Genomic DNA, 17,319 nt, shown 5'->3' on the forward strand with positions numbered 1-17,319 from the left:
ATGGGCCGTAGCCTGCAGGACATCATCGCCGCGCTTCCGCCCGAAGAGCAGGAAGCCATCGACGCCCGCTATCAAGACTTGAAGCAGGAGGTGGAAGGCCTGCGCGAGCTGCGGCAGATCGCCGGCAAGGCTCAGGCTGAGATCGCTTCCGCCCTCAACATCAAGCAGCCCTCGGTTTCTCAGATCGAGCGGCAAACCGATATGTATCTCTCCACGCTTCGCAGCTATGTCGAGGCCGTGGGGGGAGAACTCGAACTGACGGTCAAGCTGCCGAAACGGCCCGCCTTGCGGATTCACCAGCTCGGCGACGTCGGTGCTCCTACGCAGGCGGCGGCCCGCAGCCCTCGCACGCGCGCGCAGATCGGCGGTCGCCGTGGGCGCTAATCAGTTCACGATGATGTCCGCTTGCCGTCCATTAACCCCAGTGCCTCGGCACCAGAGTGAGGCCGTTGTGACGGGCTGTCGATAGCCCCATTCGTGCAAAGCCAAGTCGCGGCGATCAGTTCGATGGAAGTCTGAATGCCGGAGTACCGTCACGCCGTTGTACGTCGTCCAGGGTGGTTTGCCCAAATCGGCGATTGCAGGACGAAAAAGTTTCGCCCCGTCCGCACGGCCGCCTCCATGCTTGGCCTTAGTAGAATGTCACCAGCGCGGCCAGGCGCCGCCAAGCAATGGAGGATGACATGACTACTACCACCGAAACCGCCGACCGCCTGCTCACCGAAGTCGAGCGTCAGCAGAAGTACCTCGCCAAGCTGCCCAAGGACTACAAGTTCCCGCTCTTCAATGCCGCCCAAGCGCTGGAGTCGCAGCGCCGCAGCGGCTACCGCAGCACGGCCTCCGCCGCGCGCGAAATCGTCGACAATGCGATCGAGGCCGGCGCCACCCGGGTGAACATCGCGTTCGAGCGCCCCAAGGTGCTTAAGGCCTATCAGCGCCAGGACTCGATCACGTCGGTCGCATTCATCGACGACGGCTCGGGGATGTTGCCGGAAATGGCGCGCTACGCCCTGTCCTGGGGATCGGGCACGCACTTCGACGACCCGGCGTTCATTGGCAAGTTCGGCTTCGGTCTGCCCAACGCGTCGATCAACCAGACCCGCCTCGTCGAGGTCTACACCAAGATCGAAGGCGCGGCGAAGATCACCAAGGCGACGCTCGACGCCCGTCAGGTGAGCGAGTTCGGTCAGCAGGAAATCCCCGAGCCCGAAGAAGCGGACCTGCCCGAGTTCGTGCGGACCTATCTCGACAAGAACGGGCTTGCCTTCGATCACGGAACGGTCGTCGTGTGGGTCAACCCCGACCGGCTGAGCTTCCGCACGGCGGCGCTGCTGCGCGAGCACCTGGTCGATGACTTCGGCGTCACCTATCGGTACATCCTGCCTCGCGTCGACATCACCGTCGACGCCACGAAAGTGCAGCCGGTCGATCCGCTCTTCCTGACGCCTGGCGCCCGCTACTACGTCCCGACCGAGGAAGGCGGGGCTGAGATGACCAAGGACTGGAACCTTGCGGTCAAGTACTTCCAGGACCGTGAGACGGGCACGCTCCATCTCGCCCGCGTCGACGATGCCGGCGAACTGAACAGCGAGGACGTCGATCTCCTCGCCGTCGGGGCGATCAAGGTGCGCGTCAGCCGCTTGCCTTACGGCTTCGCCGAGGGGCGGAAGGGCGACACCGACGCTCATCGCCGCTTCGAGATCCGCAAGACTCGGCGTGGCATGTCCTTCGTCCGCGCCGGCCGCGAGATCGAGACCGTCGACGTCTTCCCCAAATCGGTGAAGGACGAAGCGAAGGGCCTGGGCCAGTGGCCGTTGCTGCAGACGTTCGCCTACCACTGGGGCGTCGAAGTGCAGTTCGAACCGTCTCTCGACGAGGTGTTCGGGATCACCAACGACAAGCAGACGGTGCGCCCGATTGAAGACCTCTGGCGTATCTTCGCGTCCGCGGGCATCGACGACCAGTTGCGCGCGGAAAACCGCTGGCAGGAGACCGAGCGTAAGCGTCAGGAGCAGGTTCGGCTGGCTGAAAAGGCCGAGACGCCGGAGCAGCCTACTGTCGCCGAACAGGCCGCGGCGGCTGCAGATTCCATCATCGGGCAGAAAACGCGGGTCGCCGACCACGACAAGATCAAGGCGCGCGAGGATCTCGACACGGAAGCCGAGCGTCGGTCGAAGGTCAATCAGACCTCTATCGACGAGGCCAAGAAGGCCATTGAGGACGAAGCGAAGAAGCGGCCGTACGTCATCCGCTTCATCGATGAACCGCGTGGCCCGTTCTATCGCCCCGAATGGGAGTTCGGGTCTCGCGTGGCCGTCATGGTCAACCGCGCACACCCGTTCTACCGCACCTTCTATGCGCCGCTCATCGGTCTCCCGAATGGCGGTCAGGCCAAGCAGGCGCTCGACATCCTGCTGATCGCGCTCGCCCGGGCTGAACTGGCGGTCGACGATGAGCAGGCGGCGCTGTGGTATGAGGCGCAGCGCGAGCGGCATTGGAGCCCGTTCCTGAGCGACGCCTTCCGCGTGCTCCAAGGCGTCATGACGCCCATGGACGAAGAAGCGATCGACGCCAGTTCCGATGATGGAGACGACGTCGTGGCGGCTGAATAGAAATCCCAAGACGGGGCGGCGCCCGCGCCGCCCCGTCTTGAACATTGCGGCAGCCTGACCTAGGCTGAAGCTTCGTGTAGTAGCGTACACAGCTCGAGACCAGTGTAGGTGCGGCCAAGAGCCGCCATGTCCGCCGGGATGCTGCATCGGCCTTCAAGCTGAATTGAAAGGCCCTTGCAGCTGAAAGGAGGACTCCGTGGAGAACGGCGTCTCGAGCGTTACCCTTGACCAGATGATCCGGGCCCTCGTGCTCGGCACCCCGTACAACAACCCGCGGTTCGGCCGAGAGGCCGATCGGTATGCGCGCCGGATCACCAACCGGTATGCCAGCGATCTTCCTGAAGACTTTCACGAGGAAGTCGTTCACGAAGCAATAGCGGACCTAATGGAAATTGGCGCCCAGGCGCTGGATGACCGCTCGGGTCTTGCCCTGTTCCGCCGCGCCGTGATCAACGCGATCCGGACGATCCGGGCCAACTACGCGCCGCCCGGCCGCCGCACGCGGCTGACCGGCAAACCGCTGAACGCAGCGATCGCGGCTGAAGCCGCAGAGCGTATCCCCAGCCCGGAGCAGATAGAGGCCGCGACCGTCCTTATCGGCGAGCACCCTATGCTCGACATCGACGGCTTCGCGGACCCCGCCAGCGCCGAGCCGGTCTATCGCTTCGAGTGTGCGCAAGACGCAGGCCGTATCATGGCAAGCGCCCCCGAGGCGATGCGGCAGGTCCTCCACCTGATCTACTTCGACGATGCGCCGATTCAGGCCGTCGCGGCAGGTCTTGGCCTAAGCCGCTTCGCCCTGCACCGGCGCATCGAAACCTTTGCGTATCCGTGGCGTCTGGCGGCTTGACGCATGTCTATCCTCGATGGGCCGCTTCGCGGGCGGGGCATCGGCTCCGTCCTACAGGCGCAACGCGCTTACGCCGCAGCGCGCGGCGAGCGCGTCAAGTTCGGCCTGATGGTCCCGGAAGCCTTTGTCAGGGGAATCCGCGACCTCGGCTACCGTAGCAACGCTGACGCCCTGGCTGAACTGATCGACAACGCCCTGCAGGCTTACGCCGAAAGGATCGACGTCGTGTTCGGCTATGCCGGCGGGGGCTCGACCAAAAAACCCGTTCAGATGGCCGTGATCGACGACGGCCACGGCATGGAAGCGGCCATGATCCGCATGGCCATCATGTGGGGGGGCACGCATCGGGAGAACGACCGCAGCGGTCTCGGCCGCTACGGCTATGGCCTGCCCTGTGCCGCCGTCAGCTTGGGCCGCCGGTTCACGGTCTTGTCCAAGGTCGAAGGCAGCGGCTTGCACAGCGTGACGCTAGACCTCGATGATCTCATGGGCGGACTGTATAATGACCGTGCCGGTGACATTATCGTCCCGGAGCCCGCGCCCGCGACCCTGCCGGCCTTCGTGGAAGAGCACCTGGCGCTCGCCTACCCGGATGGGTGGCGCTCGGGCACCATCATCCTCCTCGACAAGCTCGACCGTTTGGAATGGCTCACAACCAGTCGCCTTGCCGACAATTTCGTCCGCCAGTTCGGCACGACCTATCACAAGCTGCGCGGGCAAGCCGCGATCTATGTCGATGGTGAGTTCGTCGAGCCTATCGATCCCCTTTTCCTGACGCCAAGCTTCCGTTTTTTTGACGTGGACGACGACCGAGCGCAAGGCCTGGACCCCGTCCGTGTAGAGGTCCGCGATCCAGAGGGCGGTCGCTTCCTCGGCGCCATGACGCTTCGCTACGCTTGGCTGCCGCCGAGCTTCGGCTCGATCGACAAGGCGCGCGATGCAGTCGGCATCAACGCCAATCCGCGCTTCCAGGTGCTGAAGGATTATCACGGCATAATTTTCAGCCGAAACGGACGGCTTATTGACGTTCAGACCCGCACGCCTTGGACGACCTTCATCAACAACGACCGCTACATCAAGGTGGAGGTCGAATTTTCTGCGGGTCTCGACGAACTCTTCGGCGTCACCACATCCAAGCAGCAGGTGACCATTTCCACCTTCATCTGGGACCTGCTGCGCGCCGCTGGCCTTCCAAAGGCGATCGAGCAACTGCGCATCAAGGTCAAGGAAGCGAAGGCCGCCCGGCGGGTCGAGGCGCTCGTGCCAAAGCCTGGCGAGCGGTTGGCGTCCGAACGCGTGATGAGTTCGGCGACACTCGGCACGGAGTCCGCGGGCGCTGCTCAACAACTGGGGTTGGCGCTACGTCTTTCGCCGTACAGCCTGTTGTTCGAGCATGCCCCGGACAAGCCGTTCTTTCGGATCGATAGGCGAGACGGAGGGCGCGCCCTTCTCATCAACACAGCCCATCGATTCTATGACGACATCTATGACGGACCAGCTTCAACCCCTGAAATGCGGACCGCTCTCGAGCTTATGCTCTTCTGCTTTGGCGATGCGATCTTGGAAGCCAACGATGAGAAGAAGACGATTTATGCACAGCATGTCGCCGGATGGTCACGTCGTCTTGAACTAGCGCTTGCGATGCTTGCCGAACACCTCGCGCGCGGTGAAGAAGAGGACGTCGGAGCGATGCTATACGATCCAACTCTTGACTAGCGAATGGCGGTGCGATTTGCGATACACTACGCGGGCCGCATGTGCGGCCCGCATGATTCTCGAGGGCATGGTATTTGGCGGACAATGATCTTTATGGGCCTGGTCGACTACGCGCATTCTCGCCTTTCCTAGCGCCAGGCGAGCGTAAGCGGCTTCATGCCGCGCTGACCATCCCGACCGACGCCCCGCCCTCCTTCGTCGCCGAACTCCGGGCACTGGCCCGTCGCTACATAGACGACGGCGACAGCTTGAAATTGCGCGCTGTCTGCCTCCTCGTCGCCGACCTTCATGAACACGGATGGCGTGTTGAGGTTGAGGGCGAAAAGATCGTCATGGAGCCGCCCGGCTTGGATCGGTCGGACAATGAGTCCGTCGATCAAGTCAAAGAGCGCGTCCGCCGAGCCCTTCATGCCGCTCGATCGAGACAGCTTGAAGAACCCTCAGTTCGGCAGTTCCTGTCCCGGGTCGAGCGCCGCACCCTACGGAACGGCATCAAGGCCTCGGTGCTCGATCTCGTCGATGACGGGGCGGCGCTCGCCCGGGAATTCAAACGAATCCAGAGTCTCGCGGAAGCGGACCGTGGTGCTGCCCTGGCGCAGTTGATTCAGCCGGAGATCGAGGTTTGTGACAGCGGATCCCGGTGTGCCGACACCGGCTTGGTGTTGACGGATATCTGGCGGTATTTCCGGCACACTTGGGCCCATGAATATCGCGCCATTCCCGGTCGGCAGATGCTGATCCTGGTGCGCAACGCAGCGCGACCGAACCGACCGGTAATGGGCATCGCGATGCTCGCCAGCCCGGTCATGCGTCTAGGCACGCGGGATCGCTGGATTGGATGGTTACGCGAGTCAGCCGAGGAGCGCCTAGTCGACGGCCGGTGGCAGCCTGCGGCCTTTGCCGACGCGCTGCTGAACAGGTTGGATGCCTCGATCGCCAGCGTCCGGTGGGACGACTTGGCGACTGCGGCCGAGATATCGAACCCGACAGACACGATCGCCTTGCGGTTGGAGCAGCGCGCGGCGGGCGCCGCGTTTGCGCGTGAGGCGCAACTGAAAGCCTTCTACGAGGCGCAACGGGATAACGGGAAAAAAGTCCGACCGCACCGCGGCGAGTTCAAGTCTGGCGATGCCGACACCGACTGGCGCAACGCCTCCGATGACCTCCTGTTTGTGCGCAAGCGCGCCGAAAGCCTCGCTCAGTTGCTTCGAGCGCGGCACGTCTTCAGCGCGGCCGGCTTGGCTGACGATCCCCGCCGCGCTCTGCAATCGCTTCTCCGCAGCAAGGACGGCCAGCGGGCGCTCGACGTCGTTCTCGCCGAAACTCGGAAGGCGGGCCTTTCCAGCCAGGTGGCCGACGTAAGCATTTGCGGTGCGGTCCATCCCTACAATGGACTGCTCGTCGGCAAACTGGTCGCCATGTTGCTGACGTCCCGCGAGGTCCGAGATGCCTACGCCGCCCGCTATGGCGGGCAAGTCAGCGTCATAGCATCGCAGATGGCAGGCTTCGCTGTCACCAAGCCGGCCCAACTTCGCATTCTGACCACCACAAGTCTCTATGGGATCGGATCAAGCCAATATAACCGGCTCGCCCTGCGCGCCGCCGACTTCCCAGAGCTTGGTCACGACATCAAATGGAGCGCAATCGGCAAGAGTCTCACGGGCGGGTTTGGCACTCTGCATCTGAGCGGAGAGACAACGCAGGCGCTGCGTAACATGGCCATTTTCCGGCACGACGCTCGGCGGGTGAACAACCGCTTCGGTGAGGGCACAAGTCCTCGCCTGCGACAGATCCGCGAAGGGCTCGATGCACTGGGACTTAAAAGTGATGCCGTGCTCCACCATGCGACGCCGCGCATCTTCTACGGATGTGAACTCGAGCCCCGCGTGCGCGATGCATTGCTCGGAATGGCGACCGTCGACGACGTCGCGCCGAGTTGCGCAGCGATCGCCGCCGCCTGGCAGCAACGCTGGCTCAGCAACCGGATCATGCGGCCCGAAACGATCGCCGCGCTGGCAACGCTCGGCCCCACCAGCGTCAAGGCGTCCCTGCAAGCCGATGTCGACGGCCAGTTCTTATTGCCGATCGCGCAGGACTGAGTTCGCCCCCCGGAGGCGCTCACACGAGGCCTGCAGATCGCCGACCGGTGCCGCTTCAATCTCGACGAACTGGCCTACCAACATCCCGAGGAGCGCGACGATCCGGCTCTCACGCCGCAGGAGACGCTCGAGAAGCTTACTTGGGAAGGTGCCGCCGAGCGTTACCCGGAGGGCGTGCCCGATAGCGTGACCGCTGCGCTTCAACATGAACTGCGGCTCATCGAGAAGCTCGACTACGCGCCGTACTTCCTGACCGTGAACTCGATCGTTCGCTTCGCCTGTTCGAAGGACATCCTCTGCCAAGGGCGTGGGTCGGCCGCCAACTCTGCGGTGTGTTATGTGCTTGGCATCACGTCGATCGACCCGCGCCGCAACGATCTGCTGTTCGAGCGTTTCGTCAGCGAGGAGCGGCGCGAGCCGCCCGACATCGATGTGGATTTCGAGCACGAGCGGCGCGAGATCGTCATGCAGTGGGTGTTCGACACCTATGGGCGTGATCACGCCGCGCTCTGCTCGACCGTCATTCGATACCGCACGAAGGGTGCGCTGCGTGATGTCGGCAAGGCGCTCGGCCTGCCTGAGGATCTGATCGGCACCCTGTCATCGCAAGTGTGGGCCTGGTCGGAGGAAGGCGTCGAGCCAAAGCACGTCGAGGAACTGAACCTCAATCTCGCCGATCGCCGCCTTCGCCTGACCCTCGACCTCGCCCGGCAACTCATGGGCGCGCCCCGCCATCTCAGCCAGCATCCGGGGCTGGAGCCGGTCAACTATCCCAAGCCCGAGCTGGAGAAGGTCCTCGGAAAGACCTTGGGCGTGCCGCTATTTCAGGAACAGGCGATGCGCGTCGCGATCGAATGCGCCGGCTTCACGCCCGGCGAGGCCGACATGCTGCGCAAGTCGATGGCGACCTTCAAGTTCACCGGCGGCGTCTCTCACTTCCGCGACAAGCTCATCAACGGCATGGTTGACAACGGCTATGAGCGGGAGTTCGCCGAACAGACCTTCAAGCAGCTCGAAGGCTTCGGCAGTTATGGATTTCCGGAAAGCCACGCAGCCTCTTTTGCGCTGATCGCCTATGCCTCGGCCTGGCTCAAATGCTGGCATCCCGACATCTTCTGCGCGGCCTTGCTCAACTCCCAGCCGATGGGCTTCTACGCGCCAGCACAGATCGTGCGCGACGCCCAGGACCATCGCGTCGAGATCCGGCCGGTCTGCATCAACGCTTCGCGCTGGGACTGCACGCTCGAATCGACCGGCGACGACAGCCGCTTCGCGGTTCGCCTCGGTCTGCGCATGGTCAAGGGGCTGTCTGATGGCGGACGGCGCGGACCATCGCGGCGAAGTGCCGGGCTTTTCGGTCCCGGTTCATCGTGCGCTGACCGAGCACATCCTGCTCGGCGGCGCCCCGCGCTCGCTCGCCATCCTCAACGGTACGCTGGCCGCCGCGCTCGGCCTCGGCCTTCGCCTCTGGCTCGTCGGCCTGGCGCTGTGGGCCGTTGGGCATTTCGCGGCCGTCTGGGCGGCCAAACGCGATCCGCAGTTCGTCGATGTCGTGCGCAAGCATCTGCGCATTCCCGGCCACCTATCGGTCTGAAGGGCGACGCCGATGATCAACCTTGCCGAATATCGCAACCGCAACGCCCGCCTCGCGGACTTCCTGCCTTGGGCCGCCCTGGTCGGCGAAGGCGTGGTGCTCAACAAGGACGGTAGCCTGCAGCGCACCGCCCGGTTCCGAGGCCCCGATCTCGACAGCGCCGTACCGGCCGAGCTGGTCGCCGTCGCCGGCCGGCTCAACAACGCATTCCGCCGCCTCGGTTCGGGCTGGGCCATTTTCGTCGAGGCGCAGCGCCACGGCGCCGCGACTTATCCCGCCAGCATGTTCGCCGACAGCGCCTCCGCGCTCGTCGACGCCGAACGCAAAGCCGACTTCGAAGAGGCCGGCGCGCATTTCGAGTCCAGCTACTTCCTCACCTTCCTCTATCTGCCGCCGGCCGAGGATGCCGCTCGCGCCGAGACCTGGCTCTACGAGGGCCGGGACCACGCCGGCGTCGACGCGCGGGAAGTGCTCCGCGGCTTCGTCGACCGCACCGATCGCATCCTCAACCTGATCGACGCCTTCATGCCCGAATGCGCCTGGCTCGATGACCCCGAGACGCTGACCTATCTCCATTCGACCGTCTCGACGAAGCGCCATCGCGTCCGCGTGCCCGAAACGCCGATGTACCTCGACGCGCTGCTCGCCGATCAGCCGCTCACCGGCGGCCTGGAGCCCCGGCTTGGAGACGCCCATGTTCGCATCCTCACCATCGTCGGTTTCCCGACCGCGACGACGCCCGGCATCCTCGACGAGCTGAACCGGCTCGCCTTTCCGTATCGCTGGTCGACGCGGGCAATCCTGCTCGACAAGACCGACGCGACCAAGCTGCTGACAAAGATCCGGCGGCAGTGGTTCGCCAAGCGAAAGTCGATCGCCGCCATCCTCAAGGAGGTGATGACCAACGAGGCTTCGGCCCTGGTCGACACCGATGCGGCGAACAAGGCGGCCGACGCCGACATGGCGCTGCAGGAGCTTGGCGCCGACTATGCCGGCCAGGCCTATGTGACGGCGACGATCACCGTCTGGGACGACGATCCGCGCATCGCCGCCGAGAAACTGCGGCTGGTCGAGAAGGTGATCCAGGGCCGCGACTTCACCGCGATGCCCGAGACGATCAACGCCGTGGACGCCTGGCTTGGCTCGCTGCCCGGCCATGTCTACGCCAACGTTCGCCAGCCTCCCATCAGCACATTGAATCTCGCCCACATGATCCCGCTGTCGGCGGTGTGGGCGGGACCGGAACGGGACGAGCACTTCGATGCACCCCCACTGCTTTACGGCAGAACGGAGGGCTCGACCCCGTTCCGGCTTTCCATCCATGTCGGCGACGTCGGTCACACGCTGATCGTCGGCCCGACCGGCGCTGGCAAATCGGTTCTGCTGGCTCTCATGGCGCTTCAGTTCCGGCGCTATCCACAATCCCAGGTCTTCGCCTTCGACTTCGGGGGATCGATCCGCGCTGCCGCGCTCGCCATGCGAGGGGACTGGCACGATCTCGGCGGCGGCCTGACCGAAGGTGCCGCCGACAGCGTGTCGCTCCAGCCGCTGGCCCGGATCGACGACGTCGCCGAGCGCGCCTGGGCCGCCGACTGGCTGGTCGCGATCCTGGGCCGCGAAAGCGTGCAGATCACCCCCGAGATCAAGGAGCACCTGTGGTCGGCGCTGTCGTCGCTCGCGTCAGCTCCGGTCGCCGAGCGCACGTTGACGGGCCTGTCCGTCTTGCTCCAGTCCAACGACCTCAAGCAGGCGCTGCGGCCTTACTGTGTCGGCGGCCCATATGGCCGTCTCCTTGATGCCGAGTCCGAGCATCTTGGCGAGGCCAACGTCCAGGCTTTCGAGACCGAAGGTTTGATCGGCACCGGCGCAGCGGCAGCCGTTCTAGCCTATCTCTTTCATCGCATCGAGGACCGCCTCGACGGGCGACCGACCCTGCTCATCGTCGACGAAGGTTGGCTGGCTCTCGATGATGAGGGCTTCGCCGGCCAGCTCCGCGAGTGGCTGAAGACGCTGCGCAAGAAGAACGCCAGCGTCATCTTCGCCACCCAGTCGCTCTCCGACATCGATGGCTCGGCGATCGCGCCGGCCATCATCGAGAGCTGCCAGACCCGTATCCTGCTGCCGAACGAGCGCGCGATCGAGCCTCAGATCACCGCCATCTATCGTCGCTTCGGCCTCAACGATCGCCAGATCGAGATCCTCGCGCGGGCGATGCCGAAGCGCGACTATTACTGCCAATCTCGGCGCGGCAATCGCCTGTTCGAGCTGGGCCTATCGGAAGTCGCGCTGGCCCTCTGCGCCGCCTCATCCAAGCAGCACCAGGCGATGATCGCCGACGTTCATGCCCGCAGCGGCACGGACGGATTTCTCGCCGAATGGCTGGCCGCGAACCGGCTCGATTGGGCCGCCGACCTCATCACCGGCCTCACCAATGTCATCCCCCAAGCAGATCAGGAGGCACTCCCATGACCCGTTCCATTCGTTCCCGCTCGCGCGCGCTGCGCATGACCGCCGCGATGCTTGCCGCACCGATCGCGCTGACGCCGATCCTCAGCACCCCCGCCGCCGCGCAGTGGATCGTCTACGACCCGACGAACTATGCGCAGAACGTCCTGACGGCCGCGCGCACTCTCCAGCAGGTCAATCAGCAGATCACCCAGCTTCAGAACGAAGCCACCATGCTGATCAATCAGGCGCGCAATCTTGCGAGCCTGCCTCACTCCTCGCTCCAGCAACTCCAGCAGTCGGTCCAGCGCACGCAGCAGCTTCTGCAGCAGGCGCAGGGCATTGCTCTCGATGTCCAGCAGATCGACCGCGCGTTCCAGACCACCTACGGCAATGCGTCGATGTCCGCGTCCGATCAGGCGCTCGTGGCCGGCGCACGTGAGCGCTGGCAGAACACTGTCGGCGGGCTGCAGGACGCCATGCGCGTTCAGGCCGGCGTCGTCGGCAACATCGATACCAACCGTAATGAAATGTCGGCGCTGGTCGGCCAGAGCCAGGGCGCCACCGGCGCGCTGCAGGCGACGCAGGCCGGCAATCAGCTTCTCGCCCTCCAGGCCCAGCAGCTCGCCGACCTTACAGCCGTCGTCGCCGCCAACGGGCGCGCGCAGAGCCTCTCCGAGGCCGAGCGCGCCGCCGCAGCCGAGCAAGGCCGCGAACAGCGCCGGCGCTTCCTGACGCCGGGCAGCGGCTACCAGCCCGGCAACGCCCGCATGTTCCCGAACGGCAACTGAGGACGCAGCCATGGAGGGCAAGATGTTCGCCCGGATCGGCGCCGCCGTCTTCGTCGCAGTCGCGATCACCGCGACGGCGATCGAGTTAACCCGGAACGAGGAAGCGCCAGAGCGGTGGCCGTCCGGCCGCGTAACCCAAGAACGGGTCGATCCCCTGCGGGACGCGCTGATCCGCTGCCAGTCGCTCGGCGAAGCGGGGCCGCGCGATCCGGAATGCCGCCGCGCCTGGGCAGAGAACCGGCATCGCTTCCTGGCGCCGGGCGCCCGCCCGATGGAGCGTCTTCCCGAACCGCCGCCACCGAACGCCGGCCTGCAAGAGAGCCCTGACGATCCTGTCCGCCGCGAGAGCGCGCCTCAGCTCGAGGAGGTTCGGTAGCATCATGGGCGGCACCGGCGTCATCGACCACTTTCTCGAGGTCTTCACTCGCTACATCGATGGCGGCTTCGGGCTTCTCAGTGGCGAAGTCGCCTTCATCGCCACCACCCTGATCGTCATCGACGTGACGCTGGCGGCGCTGTTCTGGAGCTGGGGCGCCGACGACGACATCATGGCGCGGCTGGTGAAGAAGACGCTGTTCGTCGGTATCTTCGCCTACATCATCGGCAACTGGAACAACCTGGCGCGCATCATTTTCGAAAGCTTCGCCGGACTCGGCCTCAAGGCCAGCGGCACGAGCTTCACGACGGCCGATCTCCTGCGCCCCGGCAGGGTCGCGCAGACCGGGCTCGATGCCGGACGACCGCTGCTCGACTCGATCTCCAGTCTCATGGGCTATTGGTCGTTCTTCGAGAACTTCATCCAGATCGCCTGCATGTTCCTCGCCTGGGCGCTGGTCCTGCTCGCCTTCTTCATCCTCGCCATCCAGCTCTTCGTCACACTCATCGAGTTCAAGCTGACGACGTTGGCCGGCTTCGTGCTGATCCCCTTCGGCCTGTTCGGCAAATCCGCCTTCATGGCCGAGCGTGTCCTCGGCAACGTCATCTCCTCCGGTATCAAGGTGCTGGTGCTCGCTGTCATCATCGGCATCGGCTCGACGCTGTTCTCAGAGTTCACCTCCGGGTTCGGCGGGCAGAACCCGTCGATCGACGAAGCCATGGCGATCGTGCTTGCGGCATTGTCGCTGCTCGGCCTCGGCATCTTCGGCCCAGGCATTGCCAGCGGCCTTGTCTCCGGCGGACCGCAGCTCAGCGCTGGGGCCGCCGTCGGCACCGGGCTCGCCGCTGGCGGCATGATCGCAGCCGGTGGCGCCGCGATCGGCGCGGCAGCCGGCGGCGTTGGTGCTCTGGCGGGCGGAGCTGCCGCCGCAGCGCGTGGCGGCGCAGCCGTCGCGGGAGGCGCTTCCACCGCGTACAGCCTGGGAGCTGCAGGGCAGTCCGGCGCGGCCGGCGTTGCGTCCGGCCTGGGCAGCGTTGCCCGTGCTGGCGGCAGCGCGGCCGTTTCACCCTTGCGCCGAGCCGCGTCACGCGCTGCCGAGAGCATGCGCTCCAGTTTCAACGCCGGCGGCAGGGCCGTGCTCGAATCGACCGGCGGGTCCTCGACCATACGCCTGAGCAGCTCAGCGAGCACTGTGCGATCGTCTACAGTTACGCCGTCAACCCCGACGAATGGGAATTAATCGACGCTGACGGGCTGTCGCACCGCGTTCGGCCGCGCGCGACCATGTCCACCAACAATGGCGATACCGCGCGTGCTGCGGCCCTCGCCGGGTCAGGCGTGATCTGGCAGCCGACCTTCCTGATCGGCGAGGATTTGCGTGCCGGTCGTCTCATTGAGCTGCTCCCCGATTTCCGCATGCCCGATATCGATGTGCTCGCCGTCTATCCGAGCCGGCGGCACCTCTCGGCCAAGGTGCGGGCGATGGTCGAATTCCTCGCCGAAGCGTTCAACGGCGTGCCGAGTTGGGATCGCTGACTCTCGCTTATCATTCAAAGTTTCCGAACGGTGTCTTCCGTCGCTGCACATTGATGGTCCTGCCCACAAGGTCCAATTCACTTCCAACTTGGCCGCTGGCTACGAGGAGTGAAATCATGGGCCTTCTGGTCGAAGGACGTTGGCAGGACGCTTGGTACGATACCGCCTCTACAGGCGGTCGTTTCGTCCGCCAGGAGGCATCGTTCCGAAACTGGATCACAAAGGACGGCTCACCCGGCCCGAGCGGAAAAGGCAGCTTTAACGCGGAGCCAGGCCGCTATCATCTCTATGTGAGCCTTGCCTGCCCGTGGGCGCATCGTACGCTGACCCGCCAAGCGCTTTTTCCGCTAACCCGCTGAACAAGTATGCGCCGGTCGTCTCCGCGACGGATCAGACTCGGACCTCCGTGACCGAGGGCGTCTAACGACAGCCGGCTATAGCGATCCCGATCCCCGATCCGGTCACATGAATGAGGCACTCTTTCTACTCGGCTGTGCAGCACGGTTCCGCTGTGAAACCGGCCGTTCTCCTGAGCAGCAAGGCCTTAGATCGCCATCGGCGGAGAGATACTCCATCTCAAAGTCGAACAAGGACTAAGAACATGAAATATATCCGCCTGGCACTTGCCTACCTTTTGCTTCTCGGCACCCCAGGGGTCGCGCAGGTCGCGCCATTCCCGAGTGGCTTTCGCACCGAACGGGTCGCCACAGACGGGGCCGAACTCCACGTCCGCATTGGCGGGCGGGGTCCCGCGGTCGTTCTGCTGCACGGCTACACGCAGACGGGCGACATGTGGGCACCGCTCGCCGCCGAACTTGCCCGCGAGTACACCGTCATCGTCCCGGACCTTCGCGGTCTCGGCCTCTCCTCCCGCCCGCCCGCCGGCTACGACAAGAGAACGCAGGCCGCGGACATCGCCGCAGTTCTCGACAGGCTCGGCGTCCAACGCGCCGCAGTCGTAGGTCACGACATTGGCAACATGGTCGGCTACGCCGTCGCTGCCCGCTACCCGGAGCGCGTCACGCGACTGGTCCTGATGGACGCGCCGGTTCCGGGGCTCGGTCCCTGGGAAGACGTCGTTCGCAATCGGGCGTTATGGCACTTCTCCTTCGGTGGCCCTGACGCCGAACGGCTCGTCGCCGGCCGCGAGCGCATCTACCTCGACCGTTTCTGGAACGAGTTTGCAGCCGACCCTGCAAAGCTCACCGACGCGACCCGCGCGCATTACGCCGCACTGTACTCGCAACCCGGCGCAATGCGGGCAGGCTTCGCCCAGTTCGCCGCGTTCGAGCAGGACGCCGTCGACAACAAGGACTTCGCGAGTGCTGGCAAGCTGACCATGCCGGTGCTGGCGATCGGCGGCGCCAAGTCGTTCGGGGAAACGATGGCCGCCGTCATGCGCGCCGGCGCTGCCGACGTCGAAGGGGCCGTGATCCCGAATGCCGGTCACTGGCTGATGGAAGAGCAGCCTGCGGCGACGATCGCGGCGGTGCGAGACTTCCTCGCATCGCCGCGCTGAGGCCCGCGGAAACCGCACGCAGTTGCTGAGGGCCCCCACCACCGCCGCTGGCGGAGAGGAGGCGGTGTTAGGGGTCGCGCTTTTGAACGAAAATGGTGCGGGTGGTCGGAATCGAACCGACACTCCTTTCGGAACCGGATTTTGAATCCGGCGCGTCTACCAGTTCCACCACACCCGCACATTTGCCGCCGATTCTAGCCGACGCTCTCTGCACCTATACTGCACCTAGAGCGAAAACCGAATATCGCCAGCCATTTCTCCTTCACTCACAAACCCCTGCAAACACGCCATTTTCAACTCGTCGTGTTTTCCTGTGGATTGGTAGACAAACCTCTTTTTGAGTCCGGCGCGTCTACCAGTTCCACCACACCCGCATGTGGGCCGCCGCTTGCGGCGCGTCTGGCTCGTATACTGCAAGCGGTGCGAAAACCCAAGATGGGCCGTGAAAACTCTCGTCGGGTCCAAGGGGCTGATTCCATCTGCTTTCCCCGTGCGCGGCTTTTTGGACGAACGTCGTGTCTCCTTTCGTGCCCGTCTTGCCCGCCGCGAGGCCGGCCGGGATGCGCCCCGCGCTTCGTTTCGGCTGTCGCCGGGCGGCCGATATCGTGCTAACCGCGCATGGCCCGACCGCAGGAGGCCGCCATGACCGACAGATCGACCGAACGCGCGAGCCCGCCGGCCCGCATCGCCGCCGCGCTGCTGGTGGCCGCGGGCATGTCGGCGACGGTCGGCGGCGCGCTCCTGTTCGAGCATGTGGGCGGCTACATACCCTGCGCCCTGTGCCTCGCGCAGCGCACGCCCTATTACATTGCCATTCCCGTGGCTCTCGTCGCGCTCGCCGCCGGCCTGCTGCGCGCGCCCGATCGTCTGGTGCGGGTTCTGCTGGTCGCCGTGGCGCTGCTGATGGGCTGGGCGGCGTATCTGGGCGTCTTCCATGCCGGCTTCGAATGGGGCTGGTGGGCGGGGCCGGCCGATTGCGGCGCGGTGGGCGGCTTCGACCTTGGCGGTGGCGACCTCCTGTCGCAGCTTGACGGGGTGCGCCCGCCCTCCTGCGAGGAGCCGGCGCTCCTCGTCCTCGGCTTCTCGCTCGCGGCCTGGAACGCGCTGGCGGCGAGCGTGCTGGCGGTCATCGCCCTGTTCGGCGCGCTGGCGGGGCGCCGGCGCGGCTATTCCGGGTCCAGCTCCGTATCCCAGTAGAGATAGTCCAGCCAGCTTTCGTGCAGGAAGTTCGGCGGGAACATGCGGCCGTTATTGTGCAAGTCGTGCACGCTCGGCCGGTAGGGCTCCTGGTGGGGAAGCATTCCCGCATCCCTCGGCATCAGCCCGCCCTTCTTGAGGTTGCAGGGCGAGCAGGCGGCCACGACGTTCTCCCACGTGGTCAGCCCGCCACGCGAGCGGGGCACGACATGGTCGAAGGTCAGCTCGTGCGGCGAGCCGCAATACTGGCACTGGAAACGGTCCCGCAGGAAGACGTTGAACCGCGTGAAGGCCGGGTAGCGCGGCGGCTTGACGTAGGACTTCAGGCAGACGACCGAGGGAAGCTGCATGGAGAAGGTGGGCGAGCGGACCTCTTGGTCGTATTCGGCCAGGATCGTCACGCGGTCGAGGAACACCGCCTTGATCGCGTCCTGCCACGACCAGAGCGAAAGCGGATAATAGCTCAGCGGCCTGTAATCCGCGTTCAGCACGAGCGCGGGCGAAAGGCCGGGATGCACTGCGATCGTCAAGGAGAATCTCCTTTCCGAAGCCATGCCGTCCGCAAGGTCGACGTCCTGCGAAGG

Annotated in this window: 14 protein-coding genes, 1 tRNA gene and 2 pseudogenes; 15 read left to right on the forward strand and 2 right to left on the reverse strand. The window is 65.0% G+C overall.

The genetic code is table 11. The annotated features are described in order from the left end of the window. The 14 genes and pseudogenes from J7654_RS08705 (at position 1) to J7654_RS08770 (ending at position 15,538) form a co-directional block, all read left to right on the forward strand. Positions 1–384 (forward strand): XRE family transcriptional regulator, encoded by a 384-nt coding sequence (locus J7654_RS08705; protein WP_209740032.1) that lies wholly within the window; start codon positions 1–3, stop codon positions 382–384. Positions 385–683: 299 nt separating this feature from the next. Then, a complete protein-coding gene (locus J7654_RS08710) occupies positions 684–2,612 on the forward strand; it encodes an ATP-binding protein (RefSeq protein ID WP_209740034.1) in 1,929 nt (642 codons plus the stop codon). 196 nt (positions 2,613–2,808) lie between these two features. Further along, complete coding sequence (locus J7654_RS08715; RefSeq protein WP_209740035.1) at positions 2,809–3,462, forward strand: hypothetical protein; 654 nt, start codon at positions 2,809–2,811, stop codon at positions 3,460–3,462. A gap of 3 nt (positions 3,463–3,465) precedes the next feature. Beyond that, positions 3,466–5,178 (forward strand): ATP-binding protein, encoded by a 1,713-nt coding sequence (locus J7654_RS08720; RefSeq protein ID WP_209740037.1) that lies wholly within the window; start codon positions 3,466–3,468, stop codon positions 5,176–5,178. 74 nt (positions 5,179–5,252) lie between these two features. Then, positions 5,253–7,277 carry a Druantia anti-phage system protein DruA gene (locus J7654_RS08725; protein ID WP_209740039.1) on the forward strand — a complete coding sequence of 675 codons (2,025 nt, stop codon included), beginning with the start codon at positions 5,253–5,255 and terminating at the stop codon, positions 7,275–7,277. A 3-nt stretch (positions 7,278–7,280) separates the two neighbouring features. Next, a pseudogene (locus J7654_RS08730) lies at positions 7,281–8,585 on the forward strand (helix-hairpin-helix domain-containing protein); the annotation flags it as partial. A 4-nt stretch (positions 8,586–8,589) separates the two neighbouring features. Further along, positions 8,590–8,871: a VirB3 family type IV secretion system protein gene (locus J7654_RS08735; protein ID WP_044415520.1), complete on the forward strand. Its 282-nt coding sequence runs from the start codon at positions 8,590–8,592 to the stop codon at positions 8,869–8,871. A gap of 12 nt (positions 8,872–8,883) precedes the next feature. Next, complete coding sequence (gene trbE, locus J7654_RS08740) at positions 8,884–11,340, forward strand: conjugal transfer protein TrbE (RefSeq protein WP_209740040.1); 2,457 nt, start codon at positions 8,884–8,886, stop codon at positions 11,338–11,340. Then, complete coding sequence (gene trbJ / locus J7654_RS08745) at positions 11,337–12,107, forward strand: P-type conjugative transfer protein TrbJ (protein WP_209735544.1); 771 nt, start codon at positions 11,337–11,339, stop codon at positions 12,105–12,107. The genes trbE and trbJ overlap by 4 nt, the downstream gene beginning before the upstream one ends. 10 nt (positions 12,108–12,117) lie before the next feature. Then, entirely contained in the window at positions 12,118–12,483 is a 366-nt protein-coding gene (trbK-alt, locus tag J7654_RS08750; protein ID WP_209735545.1) for a putative entry exclusion protein TrbK-alt, read from the forward strand. Positions 12,484–12,487: 4 nt separating this feature from the next. Next, on the forward strand, positions 12,488–13,723 hold the full coding sequence (trbL, locus tag J7654_RS08755) for a P-type conjugative transfer protein TrbL (RefSeq protein WP_245195436.1): 1,236 nt from the start codon (positions 12,488–12,490) through the stop codon (positions 13,721–13,723). Then, positions 13,681–14,019, forward strand: coding sequence for a LysR substrate-binding domain-containing protein (locus J7654_RS08760; RefSeq protein ID WP_245195758.1), 339 nt, complete (start codon positions 13,681–13,683; stop codon positions 14,017–14,019). Before trbL ends, J7654_RS08760 begins: the two co-directional genes overlap by 43 nt. A gap of 116 nt (positions 14,020–14,135) precedes the next feature. Further along, a pseudogene (locus J7654_RS08765) lies at positions 14,136–14,360 on the forward strand (glutathione S-transferase family protein); the annotation flags it as partial. A 260-nt stretch (positions 14,361–14,620) separates the two neighbouring features. Beyond that, complete coding sequence (locus tag J7654_RS08770) at positions 14,621–15,538, forward strand: alpha/beta fold hydrolase (protein ID WP_209735546.1); 918 nt, start codon at positions 14,621–14,623, stop codon at positions 15,536–15,538. A gap of 93 nt (positions 15,539–15,631) precedes the next feature. Here the strand turns inward: J7654_RS08770 and J7654_RS08775 are convergent. Then, positions 15,632–15,716 (reverse strand) — tRNA-Leu (locus J7654_RS08775). A 464-nt stretch (positions 15,717–16,180) separates the two neighbouring features. On the opposite strand from J7654_RS08775, the gene J7654_RS08780 reads away from it, so the two are divergent. After that, positions 16,181–16,735, forward strand: coding sequence for a disulfide bond formation protein B (locus J7654_RS08780; protein ID WP_209735547.1), 555 nt, complete (start codon positions 16,181–16,183; stop codon positions 16,733–16,735). Here J7654_RS08780 and J7654_RS08785 read toward each other — a convergent pair. Continuing rightward, entirely contained in the window at positions 16,705–17,265 is a 561-nt protein-coding gene (locus tag J7654_RS08785; protein ID WP_209735548.1) for an HNH endonuclease, read from the reverse strand. The two genes, J7654_RS08780 and J7654_RS08785, sit on opposite strands and share 31 nt — an antisense overlap. Between the last annotated feature and the right edge of the window lie 54 nt (positions 17,266–17,319).

Origin of the sequence: Aureimonas populi (assembly GCF_017815515.1) — a bacterium.
Lineage (GTDB): Bacteria > Pseudomonadota > Alphaproteobacteria > Rhizobiales > Rhizobiaceae > Aureimonas > Aureimonas populi.

What these genes read in the sequence shown, in the direction of transcription:
- J7654_RS08780 (WP_209735547.1), top strand. Translation starts at nt 16,181, where the DNA reads ATGACCGACAGATCGACCGAACGCGCGAGCCCGCCGGCCCGCATCGCC.
- J7654_RS08705 (WP_209740032.1), top strand. Translation starts at nt 1, where the DNA reads ATGGGCCGTAGCCTGCAGGACATCATCGCCGCGCTTCCGCCCGAAGAG.
- J7654_RS08720 (WP_209740037.1), top strand. Translation starts at nt 3,466, where the DNA reads ATGTCTATCCTCGATGGGCCGCTTCGCGGGCGGGGCATCGGCTCCGTC.
- J7654_RS08710 (WP_209740034.1), top strand. Translation starts at nt 684, where the DNA reads ATGACTACTACCACCGAAACCGCCGACCGCCTGCTCACCGAAGTCGAG.
- trbJ (WP_209735544.1), top strand. Translation starts at nt 11,337, where the DNA reads ATGACCCGTTCCATTCGTTCCCGCTCGCGCGCGCTGCGCATGACCGCC.
- trbL (WP_245195436.1), top strand. Translation starts at nt 12,488, where the DNA reads ATGGGCGGCACCGGCGTCATCGACCACTTTCTCGAGGTCTTCACTCGC.
- J7654_RS08770 (WP_209735546.1), top strand. Translation starts at nt 14,621, where the DNA reads ATGAAATATATCCGCCTGGCACTTGCCTACCTTTTGCTTCTCGGCACC.
- trbK-alt (WP_209735545.1), top strand. Translation starts at nt 12,118, where the DNA reads ATGGAGGGCAAGATGTTCGCCCGGATCGGCGCCGCCGTCTTCGTCGCA.
- trbE (WP_209740040.1), top strand. Translation starts at nt 8,884, where the DNA reads ATGATCAACCTTGCCGAATATCGCAACCGCAACGCCCGCCTCGCGGAC.
- J7654_RS08735 (WP_044415520.1), top strand. Translation starts at nt 8,590, where the DNA reads ATGGCGGACGGCGCGGACCATCGCGGCGAAGTGCCGGGCTTTTCGGTC.